This is a genomic window from Allobosea sp. GW822-FHT03F07, from assembly GCF_058801345.1.
The window spans coordinates 389981-407607 of sequence record NZ_JBXAND010000002.1; the positions used below are offsets into that span (position 1 = coordinate 389981).

The following is a 17627-nucleotide window of genomic DNA, read 5'->3' on the forward strand; positions in this document are numbered from 1 at the left end:
CTTCCGCGAACCACCAGCGCCGGCACCCCGGCGCTGCCCCATCGGAAAACCAAGCGTGCTGCTTCAGCGTCTCGACCGCTATATCCTGAAGATGGCGACGATCGCGTCGATCGTCCTGCTGATCGGACTGACCAGCGTGATCTGGGTGACGCAGGCGCTGCGCGAGGTCGATCTGATCACGGGCAAGGGCCAGACGGTCCTGATCTTCTTCACCGTCACGCTGCTGTCGCTGCCGGCGCTGATCGCCGGCATCGCGCCCGTCGCGCTGTTCATGGCGACGCTCTACACGCTGAACCGTCTCAACAGCGATTCCGAGCTGATCGTGATGAATGCGGCCGGCGTGGCGCCGCATCGCATCACACGCCCCTTCATCGTGCTGACGATCGCAGCCTCGGTACTGGTGGGCTGGATGTCGCTATCCGTGATGCCGGCCGGGTTCCGGATGTTGCGCGACCTGATCACGCTGATCCGGGCAGACTTCGTCGCCAATGTCGTCAAGGAAGGCCAATTCGTCTCGCTCGATTCCGGCGTCACCTTCCATTACCGCGAGAAATCCGGCGACGCGCTGGTCGGAATCTTCATGCAGGACCGGCGCGACCCCACCCAGCCCTCGATCTACATCGCCGAGCGCGGTCGCACCGTCGAGGTCGATGGCTCGAGCTTCCTGATGCTGGAAAAGGGCACGATCCAGCGCGAGACCAAAAACACCGACACGACCTCGATCATCTCCTTCGAGCGCTATGCGCTGAACCTGTCGGCCCTGTCGGGCGACCCGACCGGCGGCGCGGGCGAAGGCGATGGCGACAAGGTCGTCTACAAGCCACGCGAACGCTCGACCTGGCAGCTCCTCAACCAGGACCCGAACGACGGCTACTACAAATTCCAGGAAGGGCGCTTTCGCGCCGAGCTGCATAATCGCCTCTCCGCGCCACTCTATCCGATGGCCTTCATGCTGATCGCCTTCGCCTGCATCGGCGAGGCGCGTACCACCCGCCAGGGCCGCGCCTTCGCGATCCAGGCCGCGATCCTGATCGTCGCCGCGACTCGGATCGGCGCCTATATGGCCTGGACGGCGAGCGTCAGATCACCCTTCGCAGCCGTGCTGCTCTATGTGCTGCCGATCGTGGCGATCATCGCTGCCACGGCGGCCATCCTCTACGGCCAGCGCCTGCGGCCATTCTTCTCCCGGATCACGGCGCCGCTGCTCGTGCCCCTCAACGGGCTGGCGGCCCGGTTCAGGCGCGCCTGATGCTTCTGGTCTCGACCTTCGGACGCTATCTCACGAAGCAGTTCGCACGCTCGATCCTGAGCGTGTTCGGAACATTCTTCTTCCTGATCGGGACGCTCGATTTCGTCGAGCTGATGCGCCGCGCCGGCGATTCGCCATCGGCCACCACACCTTTGATCGTACAGCTCGCGCTCTTCCGCGTGCCGAGCGTCGCCGAGCAGATCTTCCCCTTCGCCGTGTTGTTCGGCGGGATGTTCGCCCTGCTGACGCTGAGCCGGAAGCTCGAACTCGTCGTCGCGCGCTCGGTCGGCGTATCCGCCTGGCAGTTCCTGCAGCCGGCAGCGCTGGTCGCAGCGGTGATCGGGCTCCTGTCGATCCTGGTCTACAATCCCATCGCGGCCGATCTGAAGGGCAAGGCGACGGCACTCGAGACGAGGCTGTTCGTGCGGGCAGCGCAATCCAGCAATATGCCGGACATCTGGCTGCGCCAGCGCAGCATCGATGGACAGGCGATCATCCGGGCCGCTAGCTCCCTGCCGGATGCCAACGGCCTGTCACAGGTCTCGATCTTCAGCTTTTCCCCGGGCGGCGGCTTCAACGAGCGCATCGACGCCAAGCAGGCAGTGCTGCATCACGGCTATTGGGAACTGACGGACGCCCGCGTCGTCTCGGTCATGGAAGAGCCACAGACTTACAAGAGCTATCTGTTCGCGACGACGCTGGAGCCCGAACAGATGCGGCAGAGCTTCACACCGCCCGAGGCCGTCGGGTTCTGGTCCATGCCTGACGTGATCGAGCGGACGAAGCGCGCCGGCCTCGACACCACACGCTACGAACTGCGCTATCAGTCGCTCATGGCTCGGCCTTTGCTGCTCGTCGCCATGGTGCTGGTGGCGGCATCCGTTTCCTTAAGATTTTTCAGGTTTGGTGGGGTCACCAAACTGGTGATAGGTGGCGTCGCGGCTGGCTTCATGCTCTATGTAGCAACGCAACTGTCGGAGGAGCTCGGCTCGTCGGGCATCGTCAATCCAGTGGTCGCAGCATGGCTGCCCGCGACCATCGGAGCGATGCTAGGCGCTCTGGCCCTCCTCCATCAGGAAGACGGGTAGAACGTACTGTGCCTATGGTTAATTTTGGATTGAGCGTATGGTGCCTGGCGTGACGCGGATGGCTCGCTTTGCCGCGGCGACCGCTCTCGCCTCGAGCCTTGCTTACGCCCTGGGCTCGGCCGGGGCCGCTTTCGCTCAAACGCCGCCCGCCAAGCCGCAGGAGCGGATGGTCGTCGATGCCCGCGAACTCGTCTACGACAACGACAAGAAGACCGTTTCGGCGGTCGGCAACGTGCAGATTCTCTATCAGGGCCGGACGATCGAGGCCGACAAGGTCACCTATGACCAGGCCGGCAAGCGAGTCGTCGCGACCGGCAATGCCCGCATCACCGAGGCGAACGGCACGGTCATCACGGGCGACCGGTTCAACCTGACCGACGATTTCCGCGACGGCTTCATCGATTCGCTTCGCGTCGTGAACCCGGACAGGACGCGCTTCAGCGCGCCGCGTGCCGAGCGCACCGACGGCGAAACCTTCATCTTCGAGAAGGGCATCTACACCGCCTGCGAGCCCTGCAAGGACAACCCCGAGAGGCCGCCATTGTGGCAGGTCCGCTCGGCGCGGATCATCCACAAGAAGGCCGAGCAGACGATCTATTACGAGGATGCGCGTCTCGAATTCGCCGGCGTGCCGCTGGCCTATCTCCCCTACATGTCGGGACCGGACTCGACGGTGAAGCGGAAGTCCGGCTTCCTGTCGCCGAAATTCATCAATACGAATGCGCTCGGCTACGGCGTCGGCCTGCCCTATTTCATCAATCTGGCGCCGAACTACGATCTGACGGTGACGCCGACCTATCTGAGCCGGCAGGGCCTGCTCGGCCAGGTCGAATGGCGCCACCGCGTGCTGAACGGCTCCTATACGATCCGCGCATCGGGCATCTTCCAGCAGGACAAGGACGCCTTCCTGGCAGCGCCGCTCGGCGCTGGCGACGATGATTTCCGCGGCTCGGTGGAGACGAACGGCAAGTTCTTCATCAACCCGCGCTGGACGTTCGGCTGGAATGCCTCGATGTCGACGGATCGCTGGTTCTACAAGAACTACCGAATCATCAACGAGAGCATCAGCGCGACCACCTATCTCCAGGAAGCGATCTCGACAGCCTATCTGAACGGGCAGAGCTCGACCGCCTGGTTCGACATGCGGGGCTATTACTTCCAGCCGCTGACCTCGACGGACTGGCAGAAGCAGCAGCCGGTCGTGCTACCGGTGATCGACTACAACAAGCGTGTCCACAAGCCGAGCTTCCTCGGTGGCGAACTGAGCTTCACCGCCAATGTCACGCATCTGACCCGCGATGCGGCAGCGTTCCAGCAGATACCGCAGCAGACCGCCTATCTGATCAGCGGCACGACGAACACCGGCACCGCCTATTCGCTGTATGACGGCTGCGCCGTCTACCAGAAGAGCACCTGCCTGATCCGCGGCCTCGCGGGCAACATCGCGCGCGCGACGGCCGAGGTTTCGTGGCGGCGGAATTTCATCGATCCGCTCGGGCAGCTGTGGACGCCATACGCATCCGTGCGGGCCGACATCTTCTCGGTCAACCCGGATACGACAGGCTATCCGAACGCCAATGTCCGGACGATCGCGGACACCTCCGACGAAGTCTTCGGCCGGGCGATGCCGGCGATCGGCCTGATGTATCGCTACCCCTTCGTCGCCAAGACCTCATGGGGCACGCATATCATCGAGCCGGTGGCGCAGATCGTCGCGCGCCCGAACGAGACCAACAGCCTGCGCGTCGCCAACGAAGATGCGCAGAGCCTGGTCTTCGACGCCAACAACCTGTTCGAATGGAGCGGCAAGTTCTCGGGCTATGATCGCGTCGAGGGCGGCACGCGGGCCAATGTCGGCGCGCTCTATACCGGGCGTTTCGGCAAGGAAGGCTTTGCCAACCTGCTGCTCGGCCAATCCTATCATCTAGGCGGGCGCAACTCCTTCGCCACCGGCGATCTGGTCAATACCGGCCTCGATTCCGGCCTGGAGACGAATACCTCCGATATCGTCGCCCGGGCTCAGTTCTCGCCGTTCACGGGGCTGTTCTTCACCGGCGCGACACGCCTCAACCAAACGACCTTCGAAGCTCAGCGCATCGATGCCGCCGCCACTTATGCGACCAGCGTCGTGACCGCCTCGATCGGCTATGGTCGTTATGAACCCCAGCCGAGTCTCGGCATTCCCCGCCGGCGCGAGGGCGTCTCGCTCAACGGCTCGCTTCTGGTCACGCCGAACTGGCGCCTGCGTGCCGGCGTCCTGTTCGATCTCGACAAGTACAAGTACGACCGCGAAGTGCGCGCCAACCAATACGCCGCGTGGCTGGCCTCCCCTTCGACCGTCGCGGTCCCGAAATATACCGATACCGGATTATTCCAGACCGCCTCGACCTCGTTCGGGATCAACTATACGGACGAGTGCACGGTGTTCGACGTCAGCTATTCGCAGAGCTATGCCGACCGCCAGTCCGGCGCGACGAAGGATACGCGCACCGTCATGTTCCGGCTCGAGCTCAGGACGCTGGGCGAACTCAGCTACCAGCAGAACCTCGGCGGCACTTCGTCCACAGGCGACGGCGTGACCTCCAGCCAGTGAGCCCGGGTCCGGCCGCGGCGCGATGGTGACAAGGACGCCCCTATGCGCGCGCAAGCATCCACGCCCTTGCCGCCGCTGGCGCTGACGCAGGGCGATCCGGCCGGCATCGGGCCCGAGCTGACGCTGCTTGCCTGGCAGCGCCGCGAGGCTCTCGCCCTTCCGAGCTTCGCCTGCATCGCCGATCTCGACCATCTGGCGCGGCTCGCGCGCCGGCTTTCGCTCGACGTGCCGCTGATCGCCTGCGGCTGGGACCAAGTCGACCGCCACTTCCCGGGCGCGCTGCCGGTGATTCCTCTCGACGAGGCGGTTGGTGCCACCCCGGGACGCCCCGATCCGGCGACGGCTCCCGGCACGATCGCGTCGATTTCCCGTGCCGTCGCGGCCGTGCGACAGGGGCACGCAGGCGCCGTGGTGACGAACCCGATCGCGAAATCCGTGCTCTACGAAGCCGGCTTCAGCCATCCCGGCCACACGGAATATCTCGCCCATCTCGCTGGCGACGGGGGCACGCCGCCGCTGCCGGTGATGATGCTGTGGTGCGCTGAACTCGCCGTCGTGCCGGTCACGATCCATGTGCCGCTGCGGGCGGTTCCCGATCTGCTGACGACAGAACTGATCGTCGCGACAGGCCGAATCGTCGCCGAGAGCCTGACGCGCAGCTTCGGCATCGCCGCGCCGCGCCTCGCCCTCAGCGGCCTCAACCCGCATGCAGGCGAGAATGGCGCGCTCGGCAGCGAGGACGCTGCAATCGTGCAACCCGCCGTCGCGGCGCTGCGCGCGCTCGGGATCGATGCCAGCGGCCCCTATCCGGCCGACACGATGTTCCATGGCAGGGCGCGCGCCGGTTATGACGCCGCCTTGGCGATGTATCACGATCAGGCGCTGATCCCGATCAAGACGATCGCCTTCGACGAAGGCGTCAACGTCACGCTCGGGCTGCCCTTCATCCGTACTTCGCCCGACCACGGCACCGCCTTCGACATCGCGGGCACGGGCATCGCCCGGCCCGACAGCCTGATCGCAGCCCTGAGGCTGGCTGCGCGCATGGTGGCGCAGCAGGAGCGGGCCGGCTCATGAGCCAGATCGATTCCCTGCCGCCCCTGCGCGAGGTGGTCGAGCGCCATGGGCTGATGGCACAGAAGTCGCTGGGCCAGAACTTCCTCTACGATCTCAACCTGACCTCGCGGATCGCCCGCTCGGCCGGGCCGCTGGACGGCGAGACCGTGGTGGAGATCGGGCCGGGCCCCGGCGGCCTGACGCGGGCGCTGCTGGCGAACGGCGCCGGCCGCGTCATCGCAATCGAGCGAGACCGGCGCTGCCTGCCGGCGCTGGAGGAGATCGCGGCACATTATCCCGGCCGGCTCGAGGTCGTCGACGGCGATGCGCTGGCGGTCGACCTCTCCAGCCGCCTCGACGGCGGCAAGGCCCGCATCGTGGCCAACCTGCCCTACAACATCGGCACGCCGCTACTGGTCGGCTGGCTCAGCGGCGATGTCTGGCCGCCCTGGTGGACGTCGTTGACGCTGATGTTCCAGCGCGAGGTCGCCGAGCGCATTGTTGCGACGCCCGAGCAGCGGGCCGATTACGGACGGCTCGCTGTGCTCTGCAACTGGCGCTGCGAAACGAAGATCCTGTTCGATGTTCCGCGCAGCGCGTTCGTGCCGCCGCCCAAGATCACATCGGCGGTGGTGCAACTGGTTCCGCGCCTGAACCCTGCGCCCTGCGACCGACGCCTGCTCGAACGGATCACGCTCGCGGCCTTCGGCCAGCGCCGCAAGATGCTGCGGCAGAGCCTGAAGGCAGTACTGGCGGAGCCCGGCGACTGGATCGAGGCGGCCGGGCTCGCGCCGACGGCGCGCGCGGAGGAGATCCCCGTGGCAGGCTTTGTGCTTCTGGCGAACACCTTGTCGGAACACGCCTGAGCGGGATCGCGAACCAAGCTGCGCTGGCGCGTTGCCACCAACCGTCAAAGGGAGCCGCCCCATGCTGCGCAGCGCCTGGCTGCTACTGAATACCTGCCTCTGGATCGCCTTGGCGGCAATGGCCGTGCCTGCCGACGCGCAAAACCTCGACTTCCCAAGCAAGCCGATCAAGATCGTCGTCGGCTTCGCGGCCGGCGGCGCTCCCGACGCGCTCGCACGGATCGTTGCGGAGACGCTAGCGCAGCGCTGGCGCCAGGGCGTGACCGTCGAGAACCGCGTCGGCGCCCAGGGCAACACGGCCATGGCTGCCGTCGCGAGGGCCGAGCCCGACGGCCATACGCTCGCGCTGATGCCGGTCGGCAATGCCGCCGTGAACCCGGCGCTCTTTACCAACCTGCCTTATGACCCGGTCAAGGACTTCGCACCGGTGACGCAGATTGCGAGTGTCGAGAACGTGCTCGTGGTCTCGGCCTCGTCGCGGATCGCATCGCTGCAGGACCTCGTCGCGCGCGGGCGCGCCGGCACGGGCACGCTGACCTATGCGTCGCCGGGCGCCGGCAGCCTCGCCCATCTCGCGGCGGAACTCTTGGCACGCTCGGCTGGCTTCAGCATGACGCATGTGCCCTATCGCGGCGTGGCCCCGGCGCTGACCGACGTCATGCGCGGCGATGTCGATCTCATCGTGGCGCAGCTCTCGACCGCCAAGCCCCTGATCGACGGAGGCCAGCTGCGCGCGCTCGGGCTTGCCAGCAGCCGGCGCAGCTCGGTGATGCCCGATCTGCCGACGATCGCCGAGGCACTCGCGCTGCCCAGCTTCGAGGCGGTATCCTGGTATGCGCTGATGGCCCCCGCCGGCACGCCGGCACAAAGCGTCGCGCGGCTGAACCAGGCCGTGGCCGAGGCTCTCCGGGCGCCCGATGTCGTGGCTGCTTTGGCAGCACAGGGCGCCCAGCCCATCGGCAATTCCCCGGCCGAGCTCGCGGCAGTCATCGCCGCCGACACGCAGCGCTGGTCCAGGGTCGTGCGGGAGGCCGGCATTCAGCCAAACTGAGGCCCGGCCTTCAGGGCAGCTTCTCGTTCAGCAATTGCTCGACGAATTCGCCGAGCCCGACGGCCCGGCTGCGCTTGAGACGTTCGGCCGCCAGGATCGAGCGGACGGCGTCATAGGCCTTGTCGAGGTCGTCGTTGACGATGACGTAGTCGTAGACGGTCCAGCGTGCGATCTCCTCGCGCGCATTGGCGAGGCGTTTGGCGATGACATCCGGCGCATCCTCGGCGCGGCGCACCAGACGCGAGCGCAGTTCCGCCATCGAGGGCGGCAGGATGAAGATCGAGACGACGTCCTCGCGGGCCCGCTCCAGGATCTGCTGCGTGCCCTGCCAATCGATGTCGAAGAGCACGTCGCGCCCAGCCTTCAGGGACGCTTCGACGGGCTTGCGCGGGGTGCCATAGCCGTTGCCGTGAACCTCGGCCCATTCGAGCAGCTCGTCGCGATCGCGCATCTGCTCGAAGGTTTCGCGGTCGATGAAATGGTAATGCACGCCCTCGATCTCAGAGGGGCGCTTGGCACGCGTCGTGACCGAGATCGACAGGTCGAGATTGGTCTCGCTCGGCGACTTCGAGAGCGTCCGCGTCAGCGTCGACTTCCCCGCTCCCGAGGGCGAGGACATGATCATGATCAGCCCGCGACGGGCCGGGCGCGAGATATCGGCCATCAGCACTCACTCCACATTCTGAACCTGCTCGCGCATCTGGTCGACCACGGTGCGCAGTTCGAGGCCGATGCGCGACAGGCCTGCGTCGCCCGCCTTGGCGCAGAGCGTCGAAGCCTCGCGACCGAACTCCTGCGACAGGAAGTCGAGCTTGCGGCCGATCGGCCCGCCCTGCTCGAGCAGCAGGCGCAGCGCCTCGACATGGGCGTGCAGCCGGTCGATCTCCTCGCGGATGTCCGCCTTGACCGCCAGCAGAGCCGCTTCCTGATGCAGGCGCTGCGGATCCAGCGCCTGGCTCGCATCCAGCAGCGCGCCGACCTGAGCGGCGATGCGTTCGCGGATCGCGTCGACGCCGCGCGCGGGGTGCTGCTCAGCCTGCGTCGTCAGCCGCGCGATGGTTCCCAGATGACCGGAGAGGACGGCTTCGAGCGCCCGCCCCTCGCCGGCGCGGGCCTCCTTGAGGCCGAGCACCACCGATTCCAGCCCGGCCAGCACCGGCGCCTCGATGACGGCCAGGGCATCCTCGCTTTCCTCGGCGAGTTCGATGACGCCGCGAATGCCGAGGAGCCCGTCATAAGATGGCGGACGCAGCGTGTCGGAGGCCGGCAGGCGCGCGATCGCCTGCAGCAGGCCTGCGAGCGCCGCCTCGTTGATGCGCGGGCGCGGAGGGCCGGCATCGCTGGTGATCTGGAGATTGACGTGGAGCGTGCCGCGCGCGAAGGCGCCCGTCAGGCGCTTGCGCGCCGCTTCGGCCAGCACCTCGAAGCCGGGTGGGACGCGCACGCGGATGTCGAGGCCGCGGCCATTGACGCTGCGGATCTCCCACGCCCAGGCGTGGATGCCCACCGTGCCTGCGGCGCGGGCAAAGCCCGTCATGCTTTCGATGGCCATGCTGTCCGGTTTCCCCGCTTCAATGCGGCGGGACCGTAGTAGCGGGGGGATGACGGGGCAAGCGCGGCGCTGCCTGCCCTCGCAGGAAGATGGGGACGGCGAGCCTGAGCGATTCCCGGCGCCTCAGGGCCGCAGGGCGGGAACCTGCTTGGGAGAATTAAGGTCGAACGTCTTGTTCTTGAGCGGATCGCGCTCCGTACCTTCCGAGGCATCGAAGGCGCGGGCGCGGGCACCGCCGGCGAGAGCCGCGCCCTGCTGGGAGTTGGGAGCGCCGGCGCGACGGTTGCCGGGAGCCGGCCAGGTCTCGATGGCCTCGCCCTCGACGGGCTGCTGGCCGGGGGCTTCCGAGCGCGTATCGGGGCCCGGCGGCGGCTCGACCTTGTCGACTGAGGCTTCCGACGCCGGCTTGCCGGGCTCGCGCCTGACGGCCTCGATCTGGCGCCAGCGGCCGACATTGCGGTTGTGCTGTTCGAGTGTTTCGGCAAAGGCGTGGCCGCCGCTGCCGTCGGCGACGAAGTAGAGGTCCTTGGTGCGCGAGTGATTGACCACCGCCTCCATCGCGGCCCTGCCGGGATTGGCGATCGGGCCGGGCGGCAGCCCGTCGATCACATAAGTATTGTAAGGGGTCGGCTGCGTGATCTCATTGCGCATGATCGAGCGGCCTAGCGTACCCTTGCCGCCGACGATGCCGTAGACGATCGTCGGGTCCGACTGGAGCTTCATCTTGCGGTTCAGTCGATTGATGAACACGCCCGCCACACGCGGCCGCTCATCGGCCCGGCCGGTCTCCTTCTCGACGATCGAGGCCAGCACGACCAGTTCCTGCGGCGTTTTGATCGGCAGATCGGCCGGCTTGCGCTCCCAGACCCGGGCGAGCACGGCGCGTTGATCGCGCGTCATCCGGTCGATGATGGCCTGCCGGCTGAAGCCGCGCGGAATCCGGTAGGTATCCGGCAGGATCGAGCCTTCGCGCGGGACCTGGATGATGTCGCCGGTCAGCAGATCGTTCTCGCGCAGGCGCGCCACGATCTGCTCGCTCGTAAGGCCCTCCGGAACTGTGATCGAATGCTCGACGACCTTCCCGTCGGCGATGATGTCGAGGATGTCGGCCTGGCTGGCGCGCGCCTTGAACAGATATTCGCCGGCCTTGAGCTTGGTCCAGTTGCCGCTGATCAAAGCGGAGATGCGGAAGGACCAGGGGTGGTCGATCATGCCCTCGCGCTGGAGGAGATCGGCGATCTCGGTCAGACCGCTCTCCTTGGGAATGATCAGAACGCGATCGCTCGCGAGCGGCCCCGGCGCACGGCTCTGGCCGCTGACCATGGCGATGCCGGCGCCGGCCAGGCCTGCGACCACCAGCACGGCCGTGAACAGCCCGCTCATCATCGCGATGAAGGGGCTGCTGCGACGGCGGCGGCGAGCCTTCGGCGGAGGCGCCGGCGGCGCGACCGGCTTCAGCGCCTCGCTGGGGCTCTTGGGGGCGACGCGGGGCGAATGGGTCACGGCAGTAGCGCTCGCACTTTCGACTTCATCACGGCACGCAGGCCGGCAAGGCCCGCCGGCCAAACGGAAAGACCCGCGAACCGGAGTCGCACAGCGGGTTGCCGGCGCATTAGAACCGGATTCACGGCGCCTGTGAAAGCAAATTCGCGCTCCCGCAGGAGTCGCGCACTGTACCGAACATTATGGCGAAAGCGCGCTATCCGGAGGTGCGCTATGCGCCGTCAGTGAAACGCCGCATCACGAGCGAGGCGTTGGTGCCGCCAAAGCCGAAGGAATTCGACAGCACGACATCGATCTTCCGCTTGCGCGCGACATGCGGCACGAGGTCGAGATCTGTCTCGACGGAGGGGTTGTCGAGATTGATCGTCGGCGGCGCGACCTGGTCGCGAATCGCCAGGATCGCGAAGATCGCCTCGACGGCCCCGGCCGCGCCGAGCAGGTGGCCCGTAGCCGACTTGGTCGACGACATGGCGGGCTTTCTCGGGGCATTGGCGAGGAGACGCTCGGCGGCGCGCAGCTCTATCTCGTCGCCGAGCTGCGTCGAGGTGCCGTGCGCGTTGATGTAGTCGAGTTCGAAGGCGGCGATGCCGGCGCGCTTCAGCGCCATCGACATGCAGCGATAGGCGCCATCGCCATCCTCGGCCGGCGAGGTGATGTGGTAGGCGTCGCCCGACAGGCCGTAGCCCACGACCTCGGCATAGATGCGCGCCCCACGCGCCAGAGCATGCTCGAGTTCCTCCAGCACGACAATGCCGGCGCCCTCGCCCATGACGAAACCGTCGCGATCCTTGTCATAGGGGCGCGAGGCCTTCTCGGGCGTGTCGTTGAATTCGGTGGAGAGCGCACGGCAGGCGCAAAAGCCGGCGATGCCCAGACGGTTGATCGCCGATTCGGCGCCGCCGGCGACCATCACCTCGGCATCGCCGAGCGCGATCATGCGGGAGGCATCGCCGATCGCATGCGCGCCGGTCGAACAGGCCGTCACGACTGCATGGTTGGGACCCTTGAGCCCGTGCTCGATCGAGACGTAGCCGGCAGCGAGGTTGCTCAGCCGGCCCGGAATGAAGAAGGGGGAAAGACGGCGCGGGCCGCGTTCCTTGAGCAAGATCGAGGCTTCGTAGATGCCGCCGAGGCCGCCGATGCCGGAGCCGATGGCGACACCGGTCGCGATCTGGTCCTCGTAGCTCTCGGGCTTCCAGTTCGCGTCCGCCAGCGCCTGCTTAGCCGCGGCCATGGCGAAGACGATGAAGTCATCGACCTTGCGCTGCTCCTTCGGCTCCATCCAGTCGTCAGGATTGAAGGTGCCGTCGGAGCCGTCGCCGCGCGGGATGCTGCAGGCAATACGTGCCGGCAGGTCGCTGCAGTCGAAACTGGTGATGGGGCCGGCGCCACTGGCGCCGGCGAGGAGGCGAGACCAGGTCGGTTCGACGCCGCAGCCAAGCGGGGTCACCATGCCCAAGCCGGTCACGACGACGCGTCGCATCGGAAGACTCTGTGAAACCATGGCGCTTTCTGCGGCGATCGGCCCGAAGGTCGATCAGGCGGTCTTCGACAGGAACTTGACGGCGTCGCCGACGGTGACGATCGTCTCGGCCGCGTCGTCGGGGATCTCGACGCCGAACTCTTCCTCGAACGCCATCACGAGCTCGACCGTATCGAGGCTGTCCGCCCCGAGATCCTCGATGAAATTGGCGCCATCCACGACCTTCTCAGGCTCGACGCCGAGATGCTCGACCACGATCTTCTTCACGCGCTCGGCGACATCGCTCATGGGTCTTTTCCTTAACGATTGAAACACGCGGCGCTGGATCGCGCCGCATATAGGGACGGTCACTCCTGAATCCCACGACACCGCAACAGTGCCCGCAGGCCGGAACTCGAAGCCTGCACAAACGCAACAACCGGGTTCCCGTCAAGTCCCCCGGCCCCTGCATCGCAGCCCGACGGCGCTAGTTAACACACGACTTCATGGCTGGCGAGAGCGCACGAGCGAGTGTGGAACTTGTTGAGACTTTGAAGCAACCTCTTCAAATCATTGTCATTCCACCGTTGACGTGAAGGGTCTGCCCAGTCACGTAGCCGGCCTCGGTGCTGGCGAGATAAGTCACTGCAGCCGCAACATCGGCGCCCGAACCGAGACGCCCCATCGGCACGTCTGAGAGGATGCCCTCGCGCTGCTTCTCGTTCAAAGCCTGCGTCATCGGTGACTCGATGAAGCCCGGCGCAACGACGTTGACGGTGATGTTGCGGCTCGCGACTTCGGCCGCGAGCGCCTTCGACATGCCGATCAGCCCGGCCTTGGAGGCAGCATAATTGCCCTGTCCGGGATTGCCGGTGGTCCCGACCACGGAACCGATCGAGATGATCCGGCCATAGCGCCGGCGCATCATCGACTTCACCGCCGCGCGCGAGAGCCGGAAGGCCGCCGTTAGGTTGATCGCGATAACGCTGTCCCAGTCCTCGTCCTTCAGACGCAGGAAGAGGTTGTCCTTGGTCACGCCGGCATTGTTCACGAGGATATCGAGTCCGCCGAGCTTCTCCTCGGCGGCCGGCACCAGCGCCTCGACCGAATCCTTGTCGGCGAGGTTGCAAGGCGTGATCACCGCGCGCTCGCCCAATTCGGCGGCCAGTGCCTCCAGCGCCTCGGCGCGCGTGCCGGAAAGCGCGACAGTTGCGCCCTGCGCGTGGAGCGCCCGCGCGATCGCACCGCCGAGGCCGCCGGTCGCGCCGGTGACCAGGGCCTTCTTGCCCGTCAGATCAAGCATCGTCTCTCCCTTTCGGCTTTCTGCCGTCGATTTTGCCCGTTCAGAGCTTCAGGCTCATTCAGGCCTTGTAACCTGCGATATCCTCGGCCGTTCCGACCGAAAGCGGCGTCGCTCCCGCGGCGATGCGCTTGACCAGCCCGGCCAGGACCTTGCCGCTGCCGGCTTCAACGAATCGGGTCACGCCAGCAGCCGCCATGGCCTCGACGCATTCGCGCCAACGCACCGTGCCGGTGACCTGCGCCACGAGCGAGGCACGGATGGCGCCGGGGTCGGCGAGCGGCGCCGCTCCGACATTGGCCATGACCGGTACGACCGGGGCGTGCATGGCGACCTGTGCCAGCGCGGCCCGCATTGCCTCGGCCGCCGGCTGCATCAGCGAGCAATGGAAGGGGGCGGATACCGGCAGCAGCATGGCGCGCCGGACGCCGCGCTCGCCTGCTAGCACGATGGCGCGCTCGACGGCGGCCTTGGCGCCCGACAGCACGACCTGGCCGCCGCCATTGTCGTTGGCCGCCTCGCAGACCTGCCCTTGCGCCGCATCGGCCGCGATGGCGCGGGCCAGATCGAGCTCGGCTCCAAGGAGCGCCGCCATGGCGCCCTCGCCCGGCGGCACCGCTTTCTGCATGGCGTCGCCGCGAATGCGCAGAAGGCGCGCGGCATCGCTGATGCTGAAGGTGCCCGCTGCCGCCAGCGCAGAATATTCGCCGAGCGAATGGCCGGCGACGAAGGCGGCATCGCGCTTCAGGTCGAGGCCAGCTTCCGCCTCGAGCACGCGGATGACCGCCAGGCTGACCGCCATCAAAGCGGGCTGGGCATTGGCGGTGAGCGTCAGCTCGTCGAGCGGCCCGTCCCACATCAGCGCAGAGAGCTTCTGCGACAGCGCCGCATCGACCTCGTCGAAGACGGCCTTCGCCACCGGGAATGCCTCGGCCAGGGTCTTGCCCATGCCGACGGCCTGGGAGCCCTGACCGGGGAAGAGGAAAGCGGTCGTCATTCGGCAACCTCAAATTCAAACGTTTTGTGCAGATTCACGGCGCTGTCACACTCCCTTGAAGGTCAAGTCAAGCGCGCAACGAGAATTTTCGCCTGCGACGCCCGCCTCACGCACCGATTTTGGTTGCATGGCGGACCCTGAGCCTGTAACGACCGCCTCCTGTTTGTTCGGCCGGAGGCTGAACGGATGGCGCTGCGCCCTCACCCGATACGAGGTCGCTTCGCAGGCTCCTGATGGAGCCGTCATCCCGTGTCTCCGCCTTCGATGAAATCCTGTCGGGCCTTATCCAGGGCTCGGAGGGCTCCGCGCCGGACGAAACAGGGTGAAACGAGGAAGGCCAACCATGGCATTGTACGAGCATGTTCTGCTCGCGCGACAAGACGTCAGCGCGCAGCAGGTCGAGACCCTTGTCGAGACGTTCAAGGGCATCATCGAGGCGAATGGCGGCTCGGTCCCCAAGGTCGAATACTGGGGCGTGAAGTCGCTGGGCTATCGCATCAAGAAGAACCGCAAGGCGCATTACTCGCTGCTGAACATCGACGCCCCGTCGGCCGCCGTGGCCGAGATGGAGCGCCAGATGCGCATCAACGAAGATGTCCTGCGCTTCCTGACCATCCGCGTCGAAGAGCTCGAGGAAGGCCAGTCGGCCATGCTCCAGAAGCGTGACCGCGATGATCGCGGCGAGCGGGGCGACCGCTTCGACCGTCCCGGCGGCGGCGACCGCTTCGACCGCGGCCCGCGTCGTGACCGTCCGCGTCGCGACGACGAAGCCAACGAATCCCCCGTCGCGGAGGCCTGATCCATGTCGACTGCATCCGCCGGCGCCCGTCGCCCCTTCTTCCGCCGCCGCAAGTCCTGCCCCTTCTCGGGTGAGGGCGCTCCGAAGATCGACTACAAGGATGTGCGCCTGCTCTCGCGCTACATCTCCGAGCGCGGCAAGATCGTGCCGTCGCGCATCACGGCCGTCTCGGCTAAGAAGCAGCGCGAACTCGCCCAGGCGATCAAGCGTGCGCGCTTCCTGGGCCTGCTGCCCTACGTCATCCGCTGAGCGGATCCGAGATACCCGGCGGCGAGCGATCGCCGCCGGTTCGCCTAACTGAGCCAAGTCGCCCCGTGGTGAAACCCCACTGGGTTCGTTGAGGCAAAAGCCTCTCACCCTGCCCGGCCGGTGAGGCCCGGGAGCAGCGGGACAGCAGGACGAAGAATGATTCCGGTCGTCGGCATCGGCGCGGGCCTCGTAGCGGCCCTGCTCTTCTCAGTGGTGATCACCGGATCGCCGCTGTCCGTGCTGTTGTATTCGGCCGCCCCCCTCCCGATCCTGATCGCCGCACTTGGCTGGAACCACCGTGCCGGGCTGTTCGCCGCCGGTGCGGGCGCGATCGCCGTCGCCGTTGCCCTGAGCGTGCCGGCCGGTGTCGCCTTTGCGCTGATCATCGCGCTGCCGGCTTGGTGGATCGCCTATCTCGCGCTGCTGGCGCGGACGGACGAGAGCGGAGCCACCGAATGGTATCCGCTCGGCCATCTGATGGTCTGGGTCGCCGCTACGGCCACCATGGCGACCGTCGCCAGCGCGCTGGTGATGACGACGGATTACGAGGCCTATCGCTCGGTCATCGCGCGCATCGTCGAGAACCTGCTGGCGGAGATGGTCCGCAGCAAGATGCTGACGCTGCCGCAGGGCACGACGCAGGCGGAACTCGCAGCCAGTGTCACGCCACTGCTCGTAAGGGCGGTGCCGCTCGGCATCGGCGCCTCAATCGTCACCACCATCACCGCCAATCTCTGGCTCGCGGCCAAGGCGGTCCAGTTGTCGGGCCGGCTGCCACGGCCCTGGCCCTTCATTCCATCGACGACGCTGCCGCGCCAGGCGCTCTTTCTGCTGGCGGCCGGCTTCGCGACGGCGGCGCTCGACGGCTTCGTCGGGCTGGCGGGCGTCGCGCTGGTCGGCTCGCTCGCCGCCGCCTTCATGTTCAGCGGGCTCGCCATGCTGCACGACCTCTCGCGCGGGCAGGCCTGGCGCACCCCGATGCTGATCAGCGTCTATGTCGCGCTCATCGTGATGCAGGCTGTGCTGACCCCGCTGCTTGCGCTCGCCGGCGTCGTCGACACCCTTCTGCGCCTGCGCAAGCGGGCCGCGCTGCCGCCACCGCCTTCCAAGACCTGAATGACCGCCAAGACCTGAACAACCGCCTTGACTGCCAAGACCTGAAACACACCCAACAGACCCAAAAAAGGAAGAAGACCATGGAAGTGATCCTCCTCGAGCGCGTCGCCAAGCTCGGCCAGATGGGCGATGTCGTCCGCGTCCGCGACGGCTTCGGCCGCAACTACCTCCTCGCCCGCGGCAAGGCGCTGCGCGCGACCGAAGAGAACAAGAAGCGCTTCGAGAGCCAGAAGATCGAGCTCGAGACCCGCAATCTCGAGCTGAAGTCGGAAGCCGAGTCGGTCGCCGAGTCTCTGGACGGCCTCAGCGTCGTGATGCTGCGCCAGTCGGGCGAGTCCGGCGTGCTGTACGGTTCGGTCTCGACCCGCGACATCGCCGAGGCGCTGGTCGCCGAGGGCTTCCACGTCGCCCGCAGCCAGGTCACGCTCAACACCCCGATCAAGACGCTCGGCCTGCACACCGTCCCGGTCGTGCTGCATCCGGAAGTCTCGGTCACCGTCACCGTCAACATCGCCCGTTCGGCCGAAGAAGCCGAGCGCCAGGTGCGCGGCGAGAACGTCACGGCGCGCGAGGAGTTTGACCTCGACGATCTCGGCCTCGAGGTCGGCGCGGCGCTGGCGGAAGCCGGTGAGGACGATCGCTGAGATTTCGACACATCAGCAAGTCAAGGGCGCCGTGGCAACACGGCGCCTTTTTCGATTCCGGCCTCTGGACAACGGGGGTAATCGCAATCGGATGCTGGCGCG

17 protein-coding genes are annotated in these 17627 nt (G+C 66.7%); 10 read left to right on the forward strand and 7 right to left on the reverse strand.

What is annotated here, in order from left to right:
- Positions 1 to 55: 55 nt before the first annotated feature.
- The 6 genes from lptF to AC1RMY_RS10415 all read left to right on the forward strand — a co-directional run bounded on the left by lptF (position 56) and on the right by AC1RMY_RS10415 (position 7903).
- A complete protein-coding gene (lptF, locus tag AC1RMY_RS10390; protein ID WP_492864088.1) occupies positions 56 to 1249 on the forward strand; it encodes an LPS export ABC transporter permease LptF in 1194 nt (397 codons plus the stop codon).
- Positions 1249 to 2337, forward strand: a complete 1089-nt coding sequence (gene lptG, locus AC1RMY_RS10395; protein ID WP_492864090.1) for an LPS export ABC transporter permease LptG — start codon at positions 1249 to 1251, stop codon at positions 2335 to 2337. Before lptF ends, lptG begins: the two co-directional genes overlap by 1 nt.
- A gap of 58 nt (positions 2338 to 2395) precedes the next feature.
- On the forward strand, positions 2396 to 4930 hold the full coding sequence (locus AC1RMY_RS10400) for an LPS-assembly protein LptD (RefSeq protein WP_492864092.1): 2535 nt from the start codon (positions 2396 to 2398) through the stop codon (positions 4928 to 4930).
- A gap of 42 nt (positions 4931 to 4972) precedes the next feature.
- Entirely contained in the window at positions 4973 to 6007 is a 1035-nt protein-coding gene (gene pdxA, locus AC1RMY_RS10405; protein WP_492864094.1) for a 4-hydroxythreonine-4-phosphate dehydrogenase PdxA, read from the forward strand.
- Positions 6004 to 6852, forward strand: a complete 849-nt coding sequence (gene rsmA, locus AC1RMY_RS10410) for a 16S rRNA (adenine(1518)-N(6)/adenine(1519)-N(6))-dimethyltransferase RsmA (RefSeq protein WP_492864096.1) — start codon at positions 6004 to 6006, stop codon at positions 6850 to 6852. Before pdxA ends, rsmA begins: the two co-directional genes overlap by 4 nt.
- A 61-nt stretch (positions 6853 to 6913) precedes the next feature.
- Positions 6914 to 7903 (forward strand): Bug family tripartite tricarboxylate transporter substrate binding protein, encoded by a 990-nt coding sequence (locus AC1RMY_RS10415; RefSeq protein ID WP_492864098.1) that lies wholly within the window; start codon positions 6914 to 6916, stop codon positions 7901 to 7903.
- A 10-nt stretch (positions 7904 to 7913) separates the two neighbouring features.
- Here AC1RMY_RS10415 and gmk read toward each other — a convergent pair whose 3' ends face one another.
- The 7 genes from gmk to fabD all read right to left on the reverse strand — a co-directional run bounded on the left by gmk (position 7914) and on the right by fabD (position 14717).
- Positions 7914 to 8567 carry a guanylate kinase gene (gene gmk, locus AC1RMY_RS10420; RefSeq protein ID WP_492864100.1) on the reverse strand — a complete coding sequence of 218 codons (654 nt, stop codon included), beginning with the start codon at positions 8565 to 8567 and terminating at the stop codon, positions 7914 to 7916.
- Positions 8568 to 8573: 6 nt separating this feature from the next.
- Complete coding sequence (locus AC1RMY_RS10425; RefSeq protein ID WP_492864102.1) at positions 8574 to 9455, reverse strand: YicC/YloC family endoribonuclease; 882 nt, start codon at positions 9453 to 9455, stop codon at positions 8574 to 8576.
- Between the two features lie 123 nt (positions 9456 to 9578).
- Positions 9579 to 10958 (reverse strand): endolytic transglycosylase MltG, encoded by a 1380-nt coding sequence (mltG, locus tag AC1RMY_RS10430; RefSeq protein WP_492864104.1) that lies wholly within the window; start codon positions 10956 to 10958, stop codon positions 9579 to 9581.
- Between the two features lie 211 nt (positions 10959 to 11169).
- Positions 11170 to 12441 carry a beta-ketoacyl-ACP synthase II gene (gene fabF / locus AC1RMY_RS10435; RefSeq protein WP_492864105.1) on the reverse strand — a complete coding sequence of 424 codons (1272 nt, stop codon included), beginning with the start codon at positions 12439 to 12441 and terminating at the stop codon, positions 11170 to 11172.
- A gap of 54 nt (positions 12442 to 12495) precedes the next feature.
- Positions 12496 to 12729: an acyl carrier protein gene (locus tag AC1RMY_RS10440; RefSeq protein WP_054207921.1), complete on the reverse strand. Its 234-nt coding sequence runs from the start codon at positions 12727 to 12729 to the stop codon at positions 12496 to 12498.
- 256 nt (positions 12730 to 12985) lie between these two features.
- Positions 12986 to 13723, reverse strand: coding sequence for a 3-oxoacyl-[acyl-carrier-protein] reductase (gene fabG, locus AC1RMY_RS10445; protein ID WP_492864107.1), 738 nt, complete (start codon positions 13721 to 13723; stop codon positions 12986 to 12988).
- Between the two features lie 58 nt (positions 13724 to 13781).
- Positions 13782 to 14717, reverse strand: coding sequence for an ACP S-malonyltransferase (fabD, locus tag AC1RMY_RS10450; protein ID WP_492864109.1), 936 nt, complete (start codon positions 14715 to 14717; stop codon positions 13782 to 13784).
- Positions 14718 to 15060: 343 nt separating this feature from the next.
- On the opposite strand from fabD, the gene rpsF reads away from it, so the two are divergent.
- The 4 genes from rpsF (at position 15061) to rplI (ending at position 17525) form a co-directional block, all read left to right on the forward strand.
- A complete protein-coding gene (gene rpsF / locus AC1RMY_RS10455) occupies positions 15061 to 15516 on the forward strand; it encodes a 30S ribosomal protein S6 (RefSeq protein ID WP_327527586.1) in 456 nt (151 codons plus the stop codon).
- 3 nt (positions 15517 to 15519) lie between these two features.
- On the forward strand, positions 15520 to 15765 hold the full coding sequence (rpsR, locus tag AC1RMY_RS10460) for a 30S ribosomal protein S18 (protein ID WP_038367644.1): 246 nt from the start codon (positions 15520 to 15522) through the stop codon (positions 15763 to 15765).
- A gap of 156 nt (positions 15766 to 15921) precedes the next feature.
- Positions 15922 to 16881 (forward strand): DUF2232 domain-containing protein, encoded by a 960-nt coding sequence (locus tag AC1RMY_RS10465; protein ID WP_492864111.1) that lies wholly within the window; start codon positions 15922 to 15924, stop codon positions 16879 to 16881.
- An 80-nt stretch (positions 16882 to 16961) separates the two neighbouring features.
- The gene (gene rplI / locus AC1RMY_RS10470; protein ID WP_492864113.1) at positions 16962 to 17525 is read left to right on the forward strand and encodes a 50S ribosomal protein L9; all 564 of its coding nucleotides are present in this window, start codon (positions 16962 to 16964) and stop codon (positions 17523 to 17525) included.
- Positions 17526 to 17627 lie beyond the last annotated feature (102 nt).